This is a genomic window from Kitasatospora sp. UYEF31 (assembly GCF_057291755.1).
The window spans coordinates 1-15,600 of the sequence record NZ_JBXAWK010000033.1 but is presented as its reverse complement, the minus strand read 5'-3'; the positions used below and the strand labels follow the sequence as shown (position 1 = coordinate 15,600).

The window sequence follows — 15,600 nt, the reverse complement described above, 5'->3', positions numbered from 1 at the left end:
TCAGCGAGTGCGTGGATCGAGCGCGTCCCTCAGCCCGTCACCGAGGAGGTTGAACGCCAGTACGGTCAGGAAGATCACGGTGCCGGGGACGATGAGGAACATCGGGTCGTCCCGGTACCGGGCGATGGCCTGCGACAGCATGCCGCCCCACGTCGCGGTCGGCGGCTGGACACCCACCCCGAGGAACGACAGCGCGGCCTCGAACAGGATGTTGGTGGGGATCAGCAGGGTGGAGTAGACGAGGATCGGCGCGACCAGGTTGGGCAGCAGCTCGCGGAAGATGATGTGCGAGCTGGGGGCGCCCAGGCTGCGGGCCGCGTCGACGAATTCCCGTTCGCGCAGCGACAGCGTCTGGCCGCGGACGATCCGGGCGATGTAGGGCCAGTTGAAGAATCCGATGATGAAGATCAACAGAACGACTTTGAGCGTGTCCCCGCGCATCCCGAACGCCTCGCCCTGGAGCACGCTGCCCAGGGCGATCGCGAAGAGCAGCAGCGGGAACGCCAGAAACATGTCCATGAGCCGGGAGATGACGGAGTCCACCCAGCCGCCGAAGTAGCCGGCGGCCATGCCGAGCGTGGTGCCGATGGTCACCGACAGGATCGTGGCGGCGAACGCGATCAGCAGGGAGATCCGCGCGCCGTAACAGATGCGGGAGAAGATGTCCCGGCCGTTGACCGGCTCGACGCCGAACGGGTGGTCGAGGCTGACCCCGCCGTACGCCTTGGCCGGAGACGTCAGGATCGGGTCGATGAGCTCCTGGTGGTAGTCGTTCGGCGGACCGCCGACGACTGAGGTGATCAGCGGTGCGAACACCGCGACAAGCACCATCAGGACGATGAACACCCCACCGCCCAGGGCGACTTTGTCGCGCTTGAGGCGAGTCCAGGCGATCCGGCCGAGTGACCGGCCTTCGATCCGGGCGCCCGACACCTCAGCGACGGCCTCTGGTTCAGCCTTCAGCTGCGCACCGGTCGTCTCGATCGGAGTCGTCATTCCGGGGACCTCCTGCTTGCCGGTCGGGCATGGACAGGTAGCGCCGTGAACGTACGAGAGCGCGGAATCGACGGGTGATGCCCCTGATTCCGCACAGGTGACTGTTCATGGCTCATAGGCGCCACCACCAGAGGTCCAGACATGTCTTTGCGGAACTGTGATTGGGATGTCATGGCAGCGATGCGCAACGCCCCCGCGCGGGCCGGTTTTTCCCGTGCGTCCGGTTGGCCGGTCGGTTAGCTTCGTGGGCATGACTCTCAACAACCGGCTGCGCGCCGTGTGCGATCTGTCCGTGGCACAGGTCCGGGAGAGCGCCGGACTCCACGAGTACGACGGCCGGATCCAGGACCTGTCCGCTGGAGGCGTGCGCTCCGGCCTGGCCCGGTTGCGTGCCGCCCGGGAATCAACGGAACCCCTTGCGGACCCGCACGACGAGCGGCACCTCACGGCCTTCGAGGATTCCCTGACTGTCGAGTACGGAGAACTCGAACTGCACCGGAGCGACCCGCTGCGCCACCTGGGAAACCTCGAACTGTCGCCCTACATACGGGAGTACGCGCCCGAGGCCGACCGGATGAAAGCCCGGCACCGGCAGCTTGAGCAGTGGCCCGAGGCCGTGGACATCGCGGTCTCCACCCTGGACCGGGTCAACGCCCCGACCGCGCAGGCCCTCCTGGAAGCGGCCCGCGGGCAGGCCGCCGCAGTGCTCGCCGCAGACGGGGAGACCGGGAACCGCGCCCTGGCCGCCCTAGCCCGGCTGGTGTCCCACCTCGAACACGCCGCGGAGCACGGCGACCCCGACGCGTCCCTGGGCGCCACCGGGCTGGCCCGGCTGATGGGCGTGCCGGAGGCCCTGGAGGTCGACCTCGGGAAGCTCGCCCTGGCCACCGACGCCGAACGGGACCGCCTCCGCGACCTGCTGGCCGACTCCTGCCGCGCGGTGGACCCGTCGCGCTCCCCCGCCGAACTGGTGCCCGAGCTCCTCGCCGACCACCCGGACGCGGACGGGGTCCTGGCGGAAGCCCGCCGGCAGACCGCCGAAGCCATCGAGTTCTCCCGTACGAAGAAACTCTCCCCGCACCTCGACGGCGAATGCCTCGTGGGCCCGGCCCCCGGGTCGATGGCCTGGTCCGCCGCGATGATGGCCTGGTCCGCCCCGCAGGAGCCGGACGCCCCGTCCTGGTACTGGGTCACCCCGCCCGGACCCGACCTGACGCCCGCGGAGGCCGAGGAGTGGCTGACGGTTTTCAGCCGCACCACGCTCCCGGCGATCACCGTGCACGAGGTCGCCCCCGGACACTTCGCGCACAGCCGCTCGCTGCGCCGGGCCCCCACCCCCGTACGCCGGATCCTCCATTCGATGACGTTCGCCGAAGGCTGGGCGCACCACGTCGAGGAGGTCTGCGTGGAGGAGGGTTTCCGGGCCGCCGACCCGCGGTTCGCGGTCGGCGTGTGCCTGGAGGCGCTGATCAGGGTGACCCGGCTCGCCTGTGCGATCGGGCTGCACACCGGGGCGATGGACGTCGCGGAGGCGACCCGGCGGTTCATGGCCGACGCGCTGATGGAACGGGCGGGCGCGGCCTCAGAGGCGCGGCGCGGCACGTTCGACCCGACGTACGGGCGGTACACCTGGGGCAAGCTCGCCCTGCGTGACCTGCGGGAGCAGGCCAAACGGGAGTGGGGTTCCAGCTGGTCGACGCAGCGGTTCCACGCCGCGCTGATGGACCTGGGCTGCCCGCCGCTGGGCTTGGTGGGCACGGCGGTCGAGCGCGGCTGAGCCAGGGACGGGGCTCCGTGCTCCGCGGCCCGGGGCCCCTTCCGACAGCTCCGTGCTCCGCGGCCCGGGGCCCCGGAAAGCTCCGCGCTCCGCAGCCCGGGGCCCCGGAAAGCTCCGCGCTCCGCAGCCCGGGGCCCCTTTCCTGCGCCGCACGGGTGACGCTCCCGCGCCCCGGCGCCCGGTTCGGCTGTTTACCGTAATTAATACCAATACTGCAGTTATGTTCCTTCGGTCTCGGTCATGGGCACCCCGCGTCGGCACCGCGCTCCTGCTGGCCCTTCCCGCCGTCCTGGCCCCGGCGCTCGCGGACGGCGCGGCCGCCCCGCCCCGCGGCGACAGCGGCCGGGACGCCCTCCAGGTGACCGTCGGCACGGACGGCCACGACGGCTCGAAAGTCCGGGTCAGGACCGGCGAACAGATCCGGCGGACGTACCGGGTCACCAACCGGGCGGAATACCCCGTCAGCGCACTGACCGTCCAGGACCCGCAGACCGCGGGCCGTCCGGTGCAGTGCCCCGACAAGGTCCCCGGCCTCGGCAGTGTCAGCTGCCTGGTGGACTTCCCGGCCGACGCCGGCCCGCAGCCGGGCACGGTGACCGTCACGGGCAGTGCCGGACGGCGCGGGGCCGATCCGGTGACGGCGGTCGGCACCGGCTACGAGGGGATGTCCGGCGGTCTGATGATCAAGCGGACCTGGACGACGGACGCGGCCCCGGAGTCCGTACCGCCGGGCACACCGCTCACCGCCACCTACCGGGTGACCGTGACCGGCAGTGCGCCCGTGTCGGTCACCGGGGTCACCGACACCCTGCTGGCCGCCGACCCGGCGGATCCCGCGAGCAGGGGGATCGCGCCCACGTCCGCCCGTCCGTTGCCGGTGGTCCTGGAACCCGGCCAGTCCCTCGACCTGAGCGTCCGGTTCCCAGCCAGGGCCGGGGTCCAGCACGGAGTGTCCAGAGCGTACGGAACGGTCGACGACCACGCGGTGGACGCGCACGGCGCACAACTGCCGCCCCGGCAGGTGACCGCCGACATCACGGCCGACTACCAAGGCTCCGGTCCGGTGCGTAAGAGCGCGCTGCGCGGCGACGTCGCGGACGACAACGGACTGCCGGTCCACGACTACCTGCTGTTCGGTCTCCTGGCACTCGCGGTGCCCGTGGCCCTGGCTGTCAGCGGCCGCTCCTGGCGGGGCCGGACGAATTAATCGCATCAAGGCGGGCCCGATAATCCGGACGGGTGCGCCCGACGGTGCCACCACGGAGGGAAATCAAGGCGTACGGATTTGAGCCCCCCGTCGGTCGACCAGCCGAACGGGTGAACCCGGCGGCCCGCCGGAGCCAAATCAGACGATATCCCGCCGTTCTCCCCAAGTATTGAGTTCATGCTTCCGCGGCGCCTGACTCCGATCCTGCTGCGCGCCGCCGCCTGCCTTCTGGTCGTCACCGGCAGCGCGCCGGTCGCCGCCTCCGCCGCACCCCGGGACGGCGGCGGGCAGGACATTCTCAAGGTCGAGGTGACCACAAACGGCAGCAGTGATCCGGCTGTCCAAATCCCCGCCGAGGAAACGGTCAAGCGTACGTACCGCATCACGAACCCGGCTGAATACCCCGTCGCGCGACTGTCCGTCAACGACCCGCAGACCCCGGCAGGTGCGGTCGACTGTCCGGCGGGGGTCCCCGGGCAGGGCACCTCCGTCTGCGTCGCCACCTTCCCTCCCAGCCCGGGCCGGCACCACGACCTGGTCACCGTCACCGCGCAGGCGCGGCCGTACGGGATGGACGCGAAGACGGTGGTGTGGATCGGCTACGACGGGCTGCCCGAGGTGGAGAAACCCAAGCCGGTGGCCGCGGCACCGCTGCCCCGGCCCCGGGCCGCCGTGCGACCGCTGACCGCCGTCCCGGCCCCCGCGCCGGCCCGGGCGCCTGCCCCGGCCCCGGCCGACAAGTTCGCCACCCGGCCCGGCGGCGCGTTCCAGACACCCGCCGTCAGCCCTGCCGAGGCCGCGCCTCCCACCACCGTCCAGCCCCCGGCGCCTGTCCCCGCACAGGTCGCCGGACTCGCCGCACCCACCGGCCCCGACGATGATCCGCTGCCCCGCGACCTGGGGCCCAGTCCGTGGGACTACCTGACGATGGCGCTGATCGTGATCATGCTGCCCGCCGTCCTGGTCGCCACCACCCACCAGTCGTCCCCGAGTAAACGGTCCTGACCCGTACTGCGCCCCGGCCAGCCGGCGGCCAGTTGAAAACCATCACCGCACGACGGATCCACCCGCACTTACGGAGCCCATCTTGCTGATCCCCTGGCTGCTCTGCGCTGCCGCCGGCGCCGCCACCGCGGCAACCCTGGCGGCCTTCATCGGCCGTACCGCACGCAGTCGTTCCGGCGACTTCAACGGCCAGGCGCTCGGCTTCGCCGGCAGCGTGCTGCTGTCCGCGTTCATGCTCGTGACGGGCTTCCTGATCGTCGGCTCCTGGCAGATGCAGGCGACACTGCGCGCGCATTCGCACGACGAGTCAAGGGAGTTGGCCAAGGCCTACCAGCGGTCCGGCGGTCTGGAGACCGCCGACCGGGACGCGATCCGTACCGGCCTGGTCAAGTACACCCACACCGTGATCGACGCCGAGTGGGACGACATGGCCAGGCACCGCGCGTCCGCCCTGGCGTGGGAGCGGCTCGACCAGATCCGCGAGGACCTCGTGCAGGTCAACAACCGGGCGCTGACCGACCCCACCCACATGCCCGCGCCGGTGCGCGCCGCCCTCGACGACACCCGCAGAGCGCTGGACGAGGTCTACCTCAAGCGCTACGCCCGGATCGCAGACCTGGACTCCACACCGCCGCCGTTGCTGACCAAGATCATGGTGACCGCCGGGCTCCTGGTGCTGGCGTATCCGCCACTGGTCGGGATGACCGCGAACGCGCGCAACATCGCCGTCCTCGGCTGCGCCGGGGCGATCATCGCCATGGGCATGTACCTCGTGCTGATGATGCGCGACCCGTTCACCCCGCCGCTGACCGTGGACCCGGACGCCTTCCGCGCGGTGCTGCAGCGGTACAGCCAGCTGAACCTTTCCGGGACAACTTGACGATGGGGGTGTCGTCCGTACGCCCGGCTGGGTGAACGTGCAGGACCGTCCGCTGTGGTGGTCCGGCCATCTGGCCGCCCCGATTGATCGTGATCACATGTCGATCAACCGCGCTGATTCCCCCAGCGAGCACCTGCCCTCCGACGATCTCCGGGACGACGTCCCCGGTGCCTCCCGGCGGGCCTTCCTCACCACCGCGGCGGCCACCGGCGCCGTGGCCGCCGCCGCGCCCCTGCTGGCCGTCGACGGCGCGTACGCCGCCGGGCTGTCGAGCCCCGGCCAGGCACTCCCACAAGCCCCGACGGGCCCGGTTGCCCCTAGCGTCGACCCCGACCGCTGGCAGACCTGCCTGGACGTGGCCCGCAGTCTCCTCCTGGTCGACAAGGACGGGCGCGACCTCAAGCTCGACTACCTCAAGATCCTGATCGACAGCGGTCTTCCCCGTACGGCGGCCAAGCCGAAGAAGGTCCTGATCATCGGCGCCGGGATGGCTGGCCTGGTCGCCGGCCAACTGCTCAAGCAGGCCGGACACAAGGTCACCATCCTGGAGGCCAACGCCAACCGGATCGGCGGCCGGGTCAAGACCTTCCGCGCCAAGCCCGGCGGCCAGGACTCCGCAAGCCCGTTCCAGGACCCGAAGCAGTACGCCGAAGCCGGCGCGATGCGGCTGCCGGACTTCCACCCGCTGGTCCTCGCCCTGGCCGACAAGCTCAAGATCAAGCGCCAGCCGTTCTACCTGGTCGACACAGTCCCCGGCACCGGCAAGCCGGATGCCCAGGCACCCGCTGTGGTCTACCGCTCGTACGGCGGCGAAGTCTGGAAGCGCGGCCCGGAGAACAGCGGTTACATCGCACCGGACAGGGCAGCCCACACCTGGATCTCGGTCAACGGAATGCGCGTCCGGCGCGCCGACTACGCGAAGAACCCGGCGGCGGTCAACGCCTCCTTCGGCGTCCCGGCGAAGCACCTGGGCATGACGATGGCTCAGGCGTACGCCGACGCCCTCACGCCCGCCTACGACAAGATCACCCGGAAGCTGCCCGACGGCAGCCGGGTGCCGCTCCCGCTGCCGCAGCTCATCGAGGGCTGGGCGCACCTGATCGACGAGTACGACGACATGTCCCTGTTCACCTACCTGGCCGACCACGTCGGCCTGGAACCGGCGCTGATCGAGGCGATGGGGACCGTCGAGAACCTCACCAGCCGGCTGCCGCTCGCGTTCCTGCACAGCTTCCTCAGCCACACGGACATCAACCCGAAGGCGACCTACTGGGAGCTGGCCGGCGGCACGGCTGAACTCCCGTACGCGCTCTACGAGAACATGAAGGGGGAGATCCGGCAGAACCGCCGGGTCACCCGGCTCGAGTTCCACGATCCGAAGCTCGGCGACACCGCGCACCTCAAGGGTGGTGGCGCGCGGGTATGGGCGTACGCGGTCAGCGAGGAGGGCGGCAACGACTCCCACGCGGGCCGGCCGACGCCGCCCGGCGAGGAGTTCACCGCCGACATCGCCATCGTCACCGTGCCGATCTCCGCGCTGCGGCACGTGCAGACACAGCCTGCGATGTCCTACCGCAAGCGCCGCGCGGTCATCGAGGTCCACTACGACGCGGCGACCAAGGTGCTGCTCGAATTCTCGCGCCGCTGGTGGGAGTTCACCGAGGAGGACTGGAAGCGCGAGCTGAACGCGGTCAAGCCGGGCCTGTACGCGAAGTACGGCAAGCAGGAGGCGAACCACACCTTCGGCGGCGGCTCGGTCACCGACCACGCCAACCGGTTCATGTACAACCCGTCGCACCCGGTCCCTGGCAGCAAGGGCGGCATCGTACTGGCCGCCTACACCTGGGCGGACGACGCCGTGCGCTGGGACAGTCTGGACGACGACGACCGGTACGCGTACGCCATGAACGGCCTTCAGGAGGTCTACGGGGAGCGCGTCGAGGCGTTCTACACCGGCCACGGCGCGACCCAGAGCTGGGTGCGCAACCGCTACGCGTGCGGGGAGGCCGCGGTGTTCACGCCGGGTCAGGTGGTCCGGTTGTTCCCGGCGATGGCCACCCCGGAGGGCCCGCTGCACTTCGCCGGGGACCACACGTCGCTGAAGTCCGCGTGGATCGAGGGCGCGCTGGAGTCAGCGGTGCGCGCGGCCCTTGAGGTGCACACCGCGAAGTAGGGCCCGGCTGCCTCAACTCCTGTCCGGAACCTGATTCCGGACCCGGTTCAGAAATTCCGCGTGTAGAACGGCGCGACGTAGCCCAGCATCCAGTCCCCCACCGGGTCCTGGGCCACGTCGAGCAGCACCATCGTCACCGGCCACTGGCAGCCGCCGCGGCTGAGCGCCCGCTCCAGGGCGTGCATCGCGGCGGCCCGGTCCTGCTCCTCCCAGCGGTCCAGTTCGATGCCCAGGAACAGCGCGGGGGTGTCGGTCTCGACCGTGCCGAGCGCGCGGCGCGCGCTGAGCACCACAGGGGTCGCGGCGAACTCCTCGACGGCCGCCCGCAGCAGCGCCACAGACTCCTCGTGCGGCTCGGGTTCGCGCAGCCGTACGCGGGCGCCCATCGCCCCGGCGTTGGGAATCTTCGCGAGTTCCAGGACCCCCGCGGCGGGGATCGGGATGCCGATCTCACCGCCCGGATTGACCGCGATCCCGACCTCAGGCGGCAGGCCCCGGGCGAACTCCCGCACCGGGGCGACCGTGTAGGACATCTGCCCGGCGATCATGAACAGCTGTTCCTCCGAGGTGAAGACCGGGACGTACACGCCCCCGTCGATCTCGGTGGTCGGCAGGGTCAGGTCCCGGCTGTCCGGACCGCCCCCGGCCGGCAGCGGCACCCACACCTGCCCGTCACCCAGTGCCTCGATCAACTCACCGGTGCGGCCGGGGTCCCGCGCCGCCGCGAGGAGTGCGTACTCGACGGTGTTGGTCGGGAAGACCATGGGCGGAGCTCCTCGGAAGTACGGGCCGGCGGGTCCGGGTCACTCTAAACCGTGGGTTTCAGCGAATGAGATCCGCCCGATCCTGGACGCCGCGCCCCGGTCCAGGAGCACACACGACGCGGCCCCGGTGACGCCTCCACCGATGTCCGCCCGCAGTCGGTTCCAGGTCTGCACGTGCCGGTCGAACACCGGGGCCGTGACCCCCCGCCGCCGCTTCCGCTGACCGTCCAGCGCCTGCTCCCCGGTGACCTCAAGGAGAAGGAGGTGAAAGCTTTTGCCACGGGCCCGGGCGGCCCACGCGACAACCAGGCGCAGCCACGCGTTGCGCCCACTGTCGTGCAGCACCACCGGCCCGTCGCCGCACACCGCGGCGACCACCCTGACGTAGTGCTGGACCCGGACCAGCGGCCGGTACAGGCCGTACGGCAGCGGGCCGAGGCGGGTCCGCCAGACGAAGCTCAGCCGTTCCGCGTCGAGCAGTGCGGGCCCGGGGCGCACCGCGCGGTCGAGCAGCGTGCTCTTGCCGGCCCCGGGCAGCCCGGTGACCAGGACGACCGAACCCCGCGGATAGACGAGTGCGCGACAGGTACGCCGCCGCAGGTCGTGGACGCCGGACGGGCGCAACACCGACTTCCGGTGCCTACGCGGCGCGGGCACGCGCACCACCTGGGGCTCCCCGGATGGAACCACCGGTGCGACCCGGTCCCCAACAGCGCAGTCCCCCACCGGACTCGACATGGCCCTCTCCTTCATTGCGGCCATCCTGCACCGTGCGGGGCCCCCACAACTGCCGGTCTTCCCTCGAATACCCACTCCCCGTACGACAACGGTGGTGGACCGATACTGTGCTGTGCCAAGCAGTGTCCTCTTACATCTGCCCTACGCTCCGCAAGCTCCACTTCGGGCTGATGCCGGACACCGCAGCAGATCTGTGCTGTGCCAAGCAGTGTCCTCTTACATCTGCCCTACGCTCCGCAAGCTCCACTTCGGGCTGATGCCGGACACCGCCGCGGATCTGTGCTGTCCCAAGCGGTGTCCTCTTACATCTGCCCTACGCTCCGCAAGCTCCACTTCGGGCTGATGCCGGACACCGCCGCGGATCTGAGTAGCATTCGCCCAACAACCGCATATTGGCCGTCGACCCCGCGCGGGAGAGACCCTTCGGAGATGTTTCCGAGGTGGTCGCCGAAGGAGCAAATCCTCCCCGGAAACTCTCAGGCCCCCTGTACCGCCCGGGTGAGGCATCTCTGGAAAGCAGGCCGGAGCCCTTCCGTGCGCCGCTGTGCGCAGGAGTCCGGTCTCACCCACGGTGCAAGCCGCGTCTGCCCATGGCAGCGTTGGTGAAGCTCTCAGGTCCATGACAGAGGGGGAGGGCATCGACCGTGTTGGTGCGGCCGGGCCTGCCTTGTGTCCGCACCTGCTCCGCTGCTCCGTGAGGAGATCCACGCCCATGAGCACCGTCCCCGTTGAACGCCGCACGCCGCTGGACGCCGTCCATGACGCGCGCGGCGCCACCATGACCGACTTCGCGGGCTGGAGGATGCCGCTGCGGTACGGCAGCGAGAGCGCCGAGCACAACGCCGTACGCGAAGCCGCCGGTCTGTTCGACCTCACCCATATGGGTGAGATCACCCTGCGCGGTCCGGAAGCCGCCCGCGCCCTCGACCACGCGCTGGTCGGCTTCATCTCGAAGATCGGCGTGGACCGCGCCCGCTACTCGATGATCTGTGACGTCAACGGCGGAATCCTGGACGACCTGATCGTCTACCGGCTCGCCGAGACCGAGTTCCTGGTGGTCGCGAACGCGTCCAACGCGGCGGTCGTCGCCCGTGAGCTGATCACCCGGGCCGCGGGCTTCGACGTGACCGTCACCGACGAGTCCGAGTCGTACGCGCTACTCGCTGTCCAGGGCCCGAACGCGGTGAAGATCCTGCGCGGGCTCACCGACCTGGACCTCGACGCGGTGAAGTACTACGCGATCGACCGGGCGAAGGTCGCCGGCCACGAGGTGTTCCTGGCCCGCACCGGCTACACCGGCGAGGACGGCTTCGAGTTGTTCGTCACGCCGGACGCCGCGGTCTCGCTGTGGACCTCCCTGGAGGAGGCGGGTGCCGGGCTCGGCCTGATCCCGTGCGGCCTGTCCTGCCGCGACACCCTGCGCCTGGAGGCGGGGATGCCGCTGTACGGGAACGAACTGTCCACCGGCCTGACGCCGTACGAGGCCAACCTGGGCCGGGTCGTCCGCCTCGACAAGGAGGAGGACTTCATCGGCCGCGCGGCGCTGGCCGCCCGCGCTGAAGAGGGCCCCCGCAGCACCCTGGTCGGGCTGAAGCCGGCCGGTCGGCGCATCCCGCGGCACGGCTTCCCGGTGGTCGACCCCGGCACCGGCGAGAAGATCGGCGAGGTCACCTCCGGTGCTCCGTCGCCGACGCTGGGCCACCCCATCGCGATGGCGTACGTGCCGCTGGACCGGGCCGAACCCGGCACGCGGCTGGCGATCGACATCCGCGGCAAGGCCGAGCCGGCCGAGGTTGTGGCGCTGCCGTTCTACAAGCGCGCCTGACGCACACCCGCGTCCGGCATCTGAACCCCGTACACAAGCACCCCTTTCGATCCGGGAGAATCCCAGTCATGAGCAACCCCCAGCAGCTGAGCTACACCAAGGAGCACGAGTGGCTCTCCGCGGCACAGGACGGTGTGTCCACTGTCGGCATCACCGCCCACGCCGCCGAGGCGCTCGGTGACGTGGTCTTCGTGCAGCTCCCCGAGGTCGGCCAGGCCGTCACCGCGGGCGAGACCTGCGGTGAACTGGAGTCGACGAAGTCGGTCAGCGACATCTACTCCCCGGTCACCGGTGAGGTCGTCGCGGTCAACGACGCCGTCGTGGAGGACCCGGCCCTGGTCAACTCGGCGGCCTTCGAGGGCGGCTGGCTGTTCAAAGTGAAGGTCGACGGCGAGCCCGCGGACCTCCTCACCGCCGATGAGTACGCCGCTTTCGCCGGCGCCTGACCCACCCTTTGCTGCGTTTCAACGCGTGAAGACCGCCATTTCCAGCCGGGCCACCGGGTTTTCGGCTGGGGGTCCGGGGGTTATCCCCCGGGTAGACACCGTAGAGGAGCTGCTCCGTGACGATCCTGGACCAGTCACTGGCCGAGTTCGACCCTGAGGTCAACGCCGCCGTCAACCAGGAACTGCGCCGCCAGCAGAACACCCTGGAGATGATCGCCTCCGAGAACTTCGCCCCCGTGGCGGTTCTTGAGGCACAGGGTTCGGTGCTGACCAACAAGTACGCGGAGGGCTACCCGGGCCGCCGCTACTACGGCGGCTGCGAGTTCGTCGACGTCGTCGAGACGCTGGCGATCGACCGGCTCAAGGAGCTGTTCGGCGCCGCAGCCGCCAACGTGCAGCCGCACTCGGGCGCGCAGGCCAACGCCGCGGTCTACTTCGCGCTGGTGGAGCACGGGGACACCATCCTCGGTCTCGACCTGGCCAACGGCGGCCACCTGACGCACGGCATGAAGCTGAACTTCTCCGGCCGTGAGTACAACTTCGTGTCGTACAAGGTCGACGAGTCCGGCCTGGTCGACATGGCCGAGGTCGAGCGCCTGGCCAAGGAGCACCAGCCGAAGATGATCGTCGCGGGCTGGTCCGCCTACCCGCGGCACCTGGACTTCGCCGAGTTCCGCCGGATCGCCGACTCCATCGGCGCATACCTGTGGGTCGACATGGCGCACTTCGCCGGCCTGGTGGCCGCCGGTCTGCACCCGTCGCCGGTGCCGCACGCGCACGTCGTGACCACCACCACGCACAAGACCCTCGGCGGTCCGCGCGGCGGTGCGGTCCTGTCGAACGACCCCGCGCTGATGAAGAAGATCAACTCGGCGGTCTTCCCCGGTCTCCAGGGCGGCCCGCTGGAGCACGTGATCGCCGCGAAGGCGGTGTCCTTCAAGGCCGCCGCGACCGACGAGTTCAAGGACCGCCAGGTCCGTACGCTCGAAGGCGCGAAGATCCTCGCCGAGCGCCTGCTCGCCGACGACGCGACCACCGCCGGGATCAAGGTCCTGTCCGGCGGTACGGACGTGCACCTGGTCCTCGTGGACCTGGTGGCGAACCACCTCAACGGCCGCGAGGCCGAGGACCGCCTGCACGAGGTCGGCATCACGGTCAACCGCAACGCGGTCCCGAACGACCCGCTGCCCCCGATGAAGACCTCGGGCCTGCGCATCGGCACCCCCGCGCTGGCCACCCGCGGCTTCCAGGCGGCGGACTTCACGGAGGTCGCCGACATCCTCGTCGAGGCCCTGAAGCCGTCCTACGACGACACGGTCCGCACCGCCCTCCAGGCGCGTGTGGTCAAGCTCGCCGAGAAGTACCCGCTGTACCCGGGTCTCTAAGACCTGACCGGAACGGCCCCGTCGCGAGTGATCGCGGCGGGGCCGTTCCGCGTTCGCATCGCCCGCCGAAACCAGCTGGTATCTATCGGTATCACGCGATACCGTCTATCTATGGCGATGACTCTGCGACTCGATGAGACCGACGACAAACTGCTCAGCGAGCGAGCGAAAGCGGAAAACCGCTCCAAGCAGGAGATCGTCAAGGAGGCCGTCCACGTGTACCTCACCGAACGCACACGGATCTTCGAGGATGCCGTAGCGCAGACCCTCAAGGAGAACGAGGACATCTTCAAGTGGCTCGAGGACAAGTGATCTACTACCTCAACCTGCCTGAACTCCTCCATCTCCACAAGAAGATCGTCGGTACGACCGAAGCACTGGTCCGCGACTACGGCATGCTCGAATCCGCACTCGGTTCGCCGCAGATCTCCGTGTTCGGCCAGGACGCTTACCCCAGCTTCCATCAGAAGGCCGCCGCCCTGCTCCGTTCGATCGCCCGCAACCGCGGGTTCATCGACGGCGACAAGCGCACCGCCTGGGGCGCGACCTTCACCATGTACCGGATGAACAAAGTCCCGCTGGGCCTGCCCGACACCGAGACGGTCGGTAAGTTCGTCCTCAGTGTCGCAATCGGCGAACTGGAGATCCCTGAGATCGCCGCAGTCCTGGAGTCGTGGTCGAATTCGTCCTGACTCCGGACGAAAACAGCCCCGCACCGCGTTTCCGGTGTGGGGCTGTTCCATGCGCGTCGGCCTCAGCGCGCAACCGTGAATCCACCCGTCTCCGTGGTGACAAAAAGTGGCAACACCGCGCCATGGAGACCATCGGACTGTGGGAGCTCTCCCACCACACGTCACGCATCGTCGCCCGGGCGCGCGCCGGCGAGACCATCATCGTCACCGACCACGGCGGGCCGGTCCTCCGGCTGGTCCCGGAGCAGCCGCCGACCGGCATACTCGCCCGTCTGCTGGCGGAAGGTGCCGCGGTGCCGGCTGAGGACTGGCCCACTTCCCGAACCGGCGCCGTACACCGGCGTCTACGACGCCACCGACATCCTCAACGAACAGCGCGGGGAGCGGATGTGATCTACCTCGACAGTTGCGCGGTCGTGAAGCTGGCCCACACCGAAGCCGGGACCGCCGCGCTCCGCGCCTGGCTGGCCGGGCAGCCGAAGCAGTCGGGATCAAAACCTCAGCTCCGGCCTGACCTACGCACTGGAAGCGGGCCGGCGACCCCTCAGATCGCGTACGGGGCGTCGGCCTTCCCGCCCTTCAGCTGACTACCCCGTACGCGAGGCTCTCAGCGCCCGGTGAACTCGGCCTTGCCAGGGCCGCTCTCGATGAACGACTTCATGCCGACCGTACGGTCTTCCGTCGCGAACAGCGCGGTGAACTGCAGGCGTTCGATCTCCAGGCCGGTGGCCAGGTCGGTCTCCAGTCCCCGGTCGACGGCCTCCTTCGCGGCGCGGTACGCGTACGCGGGGCCGTTCACGAAGGTCGCCGCCCACTCCAGCGCGACCTTGTACACGTCGCCCGCCGGGGCGACCTTGTCGACCAGGCCGATGGCCAGCGCCTCGTCGGCGCGCACGATGCGCCCCGAGTAGATGAGGTCTTTGGCCTTGGCCGGGCCGATCAGCCGGGGCAGCCGCTGGGTGCCGCCCGCGCCGGGGATGATACCGAGCAGGATCTCCGGCTGGCCGAGCTTCGCGTTCTCCGCCGCGACGCGGAAGTCGGCGCACAGCGCCAGCTCACAGCCGCCGCCCAGCGCCGCGCCGGTGATCGCCGCGATGACCGGCTTGGGGATGCTCGCGACGGCGGTGAGCGAGGACTGCAGGTCCGCGCTCCGGCTGGCCATGTCGGTGTACGACATGTCGGCCATCTCCTTGATGTCCGCACCGGCCGCGAAGAACTTCTCGCCGCCGTAGAAGACGACCGCCCGGACGTCCGTGCGGGCTGCGGCCTCGTGCGCGGCGGCCCGGATCTCCTCCTGGACCTGCGCGTTCAGCGCGTTCACCGGCGGCCGTTCCAGCCGGATGGTGCCGATGCCGTCGGTTACTTCAAGGTTTACGAACTCGCCCATGACCAGCTCCTTCAGTTCAGCGACAGACCTGAAGCCGACCTTATGTTCCGGCGTACGGAAGACAGAAGGAGGGTGCCCCACCGCCGTGGCGTGGGACACCCCCTAACGAAGCAACGGGCGCGCAGCGCCCCGAGCCCCACCCCCGCAAGGCGAAGGCCCGCAGCGTCCCGAGCCCCACCCCCGCAAGGCGAAGGCCCGCAGCGTCCCGAGCCCCACCCCCGCGAGGCGAGGGCGCGCAGCGTCCCGAGCGCGCCCGGAGGGCGCGGCCTGACCGGGCGACGCGCGGGCGCCGAACAGCCCCGGAGCGAAGCGACGGGGATGTGAG

At 70.0% G+C, this 15,600-nt stretch carries 15 protein-coding genes and 1 riboswitch; of the genes, 11 read left to right on the top strand and 4 right to left on the bottom strand.

Features of this window, described 5'->3' with window-relative positions:
- Entirely contained in the window at positions 1-996 is a 996-nt protein-coding gene (locus tag AC0Z36_RS17635) for an ABC transporter permease (protein ID WP_485463869.1), read from the bottom strand.
- 250 nt (positions 997-1,246) lie between these two features.
- Between AC0Z36_RS17635 and AC0Z36_RS17630 the strand changes: the two genes are divergently transcribed.
- The 5 genes from AC0Z36_RS17630 to AC0Z36_RS17610 all read left to right on the top strand — a co-directional run bounded on the left by AC0Z36_RS17630 (position 1,247) and on the right by AC0Z36_RS17610 (position 8,038).
- A complete protein-coding gene (locus AC0Z36_RS17630; RefSeq protein WP_485463868.1) occupies positions 1,247-2,773 on the top strand; it encodes a DUF885 family protein in 1,527 nt (508 codons plus the stop codon).
- A 220-nt stretch (positions 2,774-2,993) separates the two neighbouring features.
- Positions 2,994-3,980, top strand: coding sequence for a hypothetical protein (locus AC0Z36_RS17625; protein ID WP_485463867.1), 987 nt, complete (start codon positions 2,994-2,996; stop codon positions 3,978-3,980).
- 177 nt (positions 3,981-4,157) lie between these two features.
- Positions 4,158-4,985: a hypothetical protein gene (locus AC0Z36_RS17620; protein WP_485463866.1), complete on the top strand. Its 828-nt coding sequence runs from the start codon at positions 4,158-4,160 to the stop codon at positions 4,983-4,985.
- Positions 4,986-5,067: 82 nt separating this feature from the next.
- Entirely contained in the window at positions 5,068-5,865 is a 798-nt protein-coding gene (locus AC0Z36_RS17615) for a bestrophin-like domain (RefSeq protein WP_485463865.1), read from the top strand.
- A 97-nt stretch (positions 5,866-5,962) separates the two neighbouring features.
- Positions 5,963-8,038 carry a flavin monoamine oxidase family protein gene (locus tag AC0Z36_RS17610; protein ID WP_485463864.1) on the top strand — a complete coding sequence of 692 codons (2,076 nt, stop codon included), beginning with the start codon at positions 5,963-5,965 and terminating at the stop codon, positions 8,036-8,038.
- Positions 8,039-8,085: 47 nt separating this feature from the next.
- Here the strand turns inward: AC0Z36_RS17610 and AC0Z36_RS17605 are convergent, their stop codons facing one another.
- Positions 8,086-8,802: an enhanced serine sensitivity protein SseB gene (locus tag AC0Z36_RS17605; protein WP_485463863.1), complete on the bottom strand. Its 717-nt coding sequence runs from the start codon at positions 8,800-8,802 to the stop codon at positions 8,086-8,088.
- 39 nt (positions 8,803-8,841) lie between these two features.
- Entirely contained in the window at positions 8,842-9,459 is a 618-nt protein-coding gene (locus AC0Z36_RS17600; RefSeq protein WP_485463862.1) for an AAA family ATPase, read from the bottom strand.
- A 481-nt stretch (positions 9,460-9,940) separates the two neighbouring features.
- Positions 9,941-10,043, top strand: a riboswitch (glycine riboswitch).
- Between the two features lie 209 nt (positions 10,044-10,252).
- Here AC0Z36_RS17600 and gcvT point away from each other — a divergent pair.
- The 6 genes from gcvT (at position 10,253) to AC0Z36_RS17570 (ending at position 14,475) form a co-directional block, all read left to right on the top strand.
- A complete protein-coding gene (gene gcvT / locus AC0Z36_RS17595; RefSeq protein ID WP_485463861.1) occupies positions 10,253-11,365 on the top strand; it encodes a glycine cleavage system aminomethyltransferase GcvT in 1,113 nt (370 codons plus the stop codon).
- A 68-nt stretch (positions 11,366-11,433) separates the two neighbouring features.
- Positions 11,434-11,811, top strand: coding sequence for a glycine cleavage system protein GcvH (gene gcvH / locus AC0Z36_RS17590; protein ID WP_485463860.1), 378 nt, complete (start codon positions 11,434-11,436; stop codon positions 11,809-11,811).
- 116 nt (positions 11,812-11,927) lie between these two features.
- A complete protein-coding gene (gene glyA, locus AC0Z36_RS17585; protein ID WP_485463859.1) occupies positions 11,928-13,196 on the top strand; it encodes a serine hydroxymethyltransferase in 1,269 nt (422 codons plus the stop codon).
- A gap of 111 nt (positions 13,197-13,307) precedes the next feature.
- The gene (locus AC0Z36_RS17580) at positions 13,308-13,508 is read left to right on the top strand and encodes a ribbon-helix-helix protein, CopG family (RefSeq protein WP_485463858.1); all 201 of its coding nucleotides are present in this window, start codon (positions 13,308-13,310) and stop codon (positions 13,506-13,508) included.
- Complete coding sequence (locus AC0Z36_RS17575) at positions 13,490-13,888, top strand: type II toxin-antitoxin system death-on-curing family toxin (RefSeq protein WP_485463857.1); 399 nt, start codon at positions 13,490-13,492, stop codon at positions 13,886-13,888. Before AC0Z36_RS17580 ends, AC0Z36_RS17575 begins: the two co-directional genes overlap by 19 nt.
- A 122-nt stretch (positions 13,889-14,010) precedes the next feature.
- Entirely contained in the window at positions 14,011-14,475 is a 465-nt protein-coding gene (locus AC0Z36_RS17570) for a type II toxin-antitoxin system Phd/YefM family antitoxin (RefSeq protein ID WP_485463856.1), read from the top strand.
- Positions 14,476-14,495: 20 nt separating this feature from the next.
- On the opposite strand, the gene AC0Z36_RS17565 is transcribed toward AC0Z36_RS17570, so the two are convergent.
- Entirely contained in the window at positions 14,496-15,275 is a 780-nt protein-coding gene (locus AC0Z36_RS17565; protein ID WP_485463855.1) for an enoyl-CoA hydratase/isomerase family protein, read from the bottom strand.
- Between the last annotated feature and the right edge of the window lie 325 nt (positions 15,276-15,600).

What these genes read in the sequence shown, in the direction of transcription:
- AC0Z36_RS17635 (WP_485463869.1), bottom strand. Translation starts at nt 996, where the DNA reads ATGACGACTCCGATCGAGACGACCGGTGCGCAGCTGAAGGCTGAACCA.
- AC0Z36_RS17630 (WP_485463868.1), top strand. Translation starts at nt 1,247, where the DNA reads ATGACTCTCAACAACCGGCTGCGCGCCGTGTGCGATCTGTCCGTGGCA.
- AC0Z36_RS17625 (WP_485463867.1), top strand. Translation starts at nt 2,994, where the DNA reads ATGTTCCTTCGGTCTCGGTCATGGGCACCCCGCGTCGGCACCGCGCTC.
- AC0Z36_RS17620 (WP_485463866.1), top strand. Translation starts at nt 4,158, where the DNA reads ATGCTTCCGCGGCGCCTGACTCCGATCCTGCTGCGCGCCGCCGCCTGC.
- AC0Z36_RS17610 (WP_485463864.1), top strand. Translation starts at nt 5,963, where the DNA reads ATGTCGATCAACCGCGCTGATTCCCCCAGCGAGCACCTGCCCTCCGAC.
- AC0Z36_RS17605 (WP_485463863.1), bottom strand. Translation starts at nt 8,802, where the DNA reads ATGGTCTTCCCGACCAACACCGTCGAGTACGCACTCCTCGCGGCGGCG.
- gcvT (WP_485463861.1), top strand. Translation starts at nt 10,253, where the DNA reads ATGAGCACCGTCCCCGTTGAACGCCGCACGCCGCTGGACGCCGTCCAT.
- gcvH (WP_485463860.1), top strand. Translation starts at nt 11,434, where the DNA reads ATGAGCAACCCCCAGCAGCTGAGCTACACCAAGGAGCACGAGTGGCTC.
- AC0Z36_RS17580 (WP_485463858.1), top strand. Translation starts at nt 13,308, where the DNA reads ATGGCGATGACTCTGCGACTCGATGAGACCGACGACAAACTGCTCAGC.
- AC0Z36_RS17570 (WP_485463856.1), top strand. Translation starts at nt 14,011, where the DNA reads ATGGAGACCATCGGACTGTGGGAGCTCTCCCACCACACGTCACGCATC.
- AC0Z36_RS17565 (WP_485463855.1), bottom strand. Translation starts at nt 15,275, where the DNA reads ATGGGCGAGTTCGTAAACCTTGAAGTAACCGACGGCATCGGCACCATC.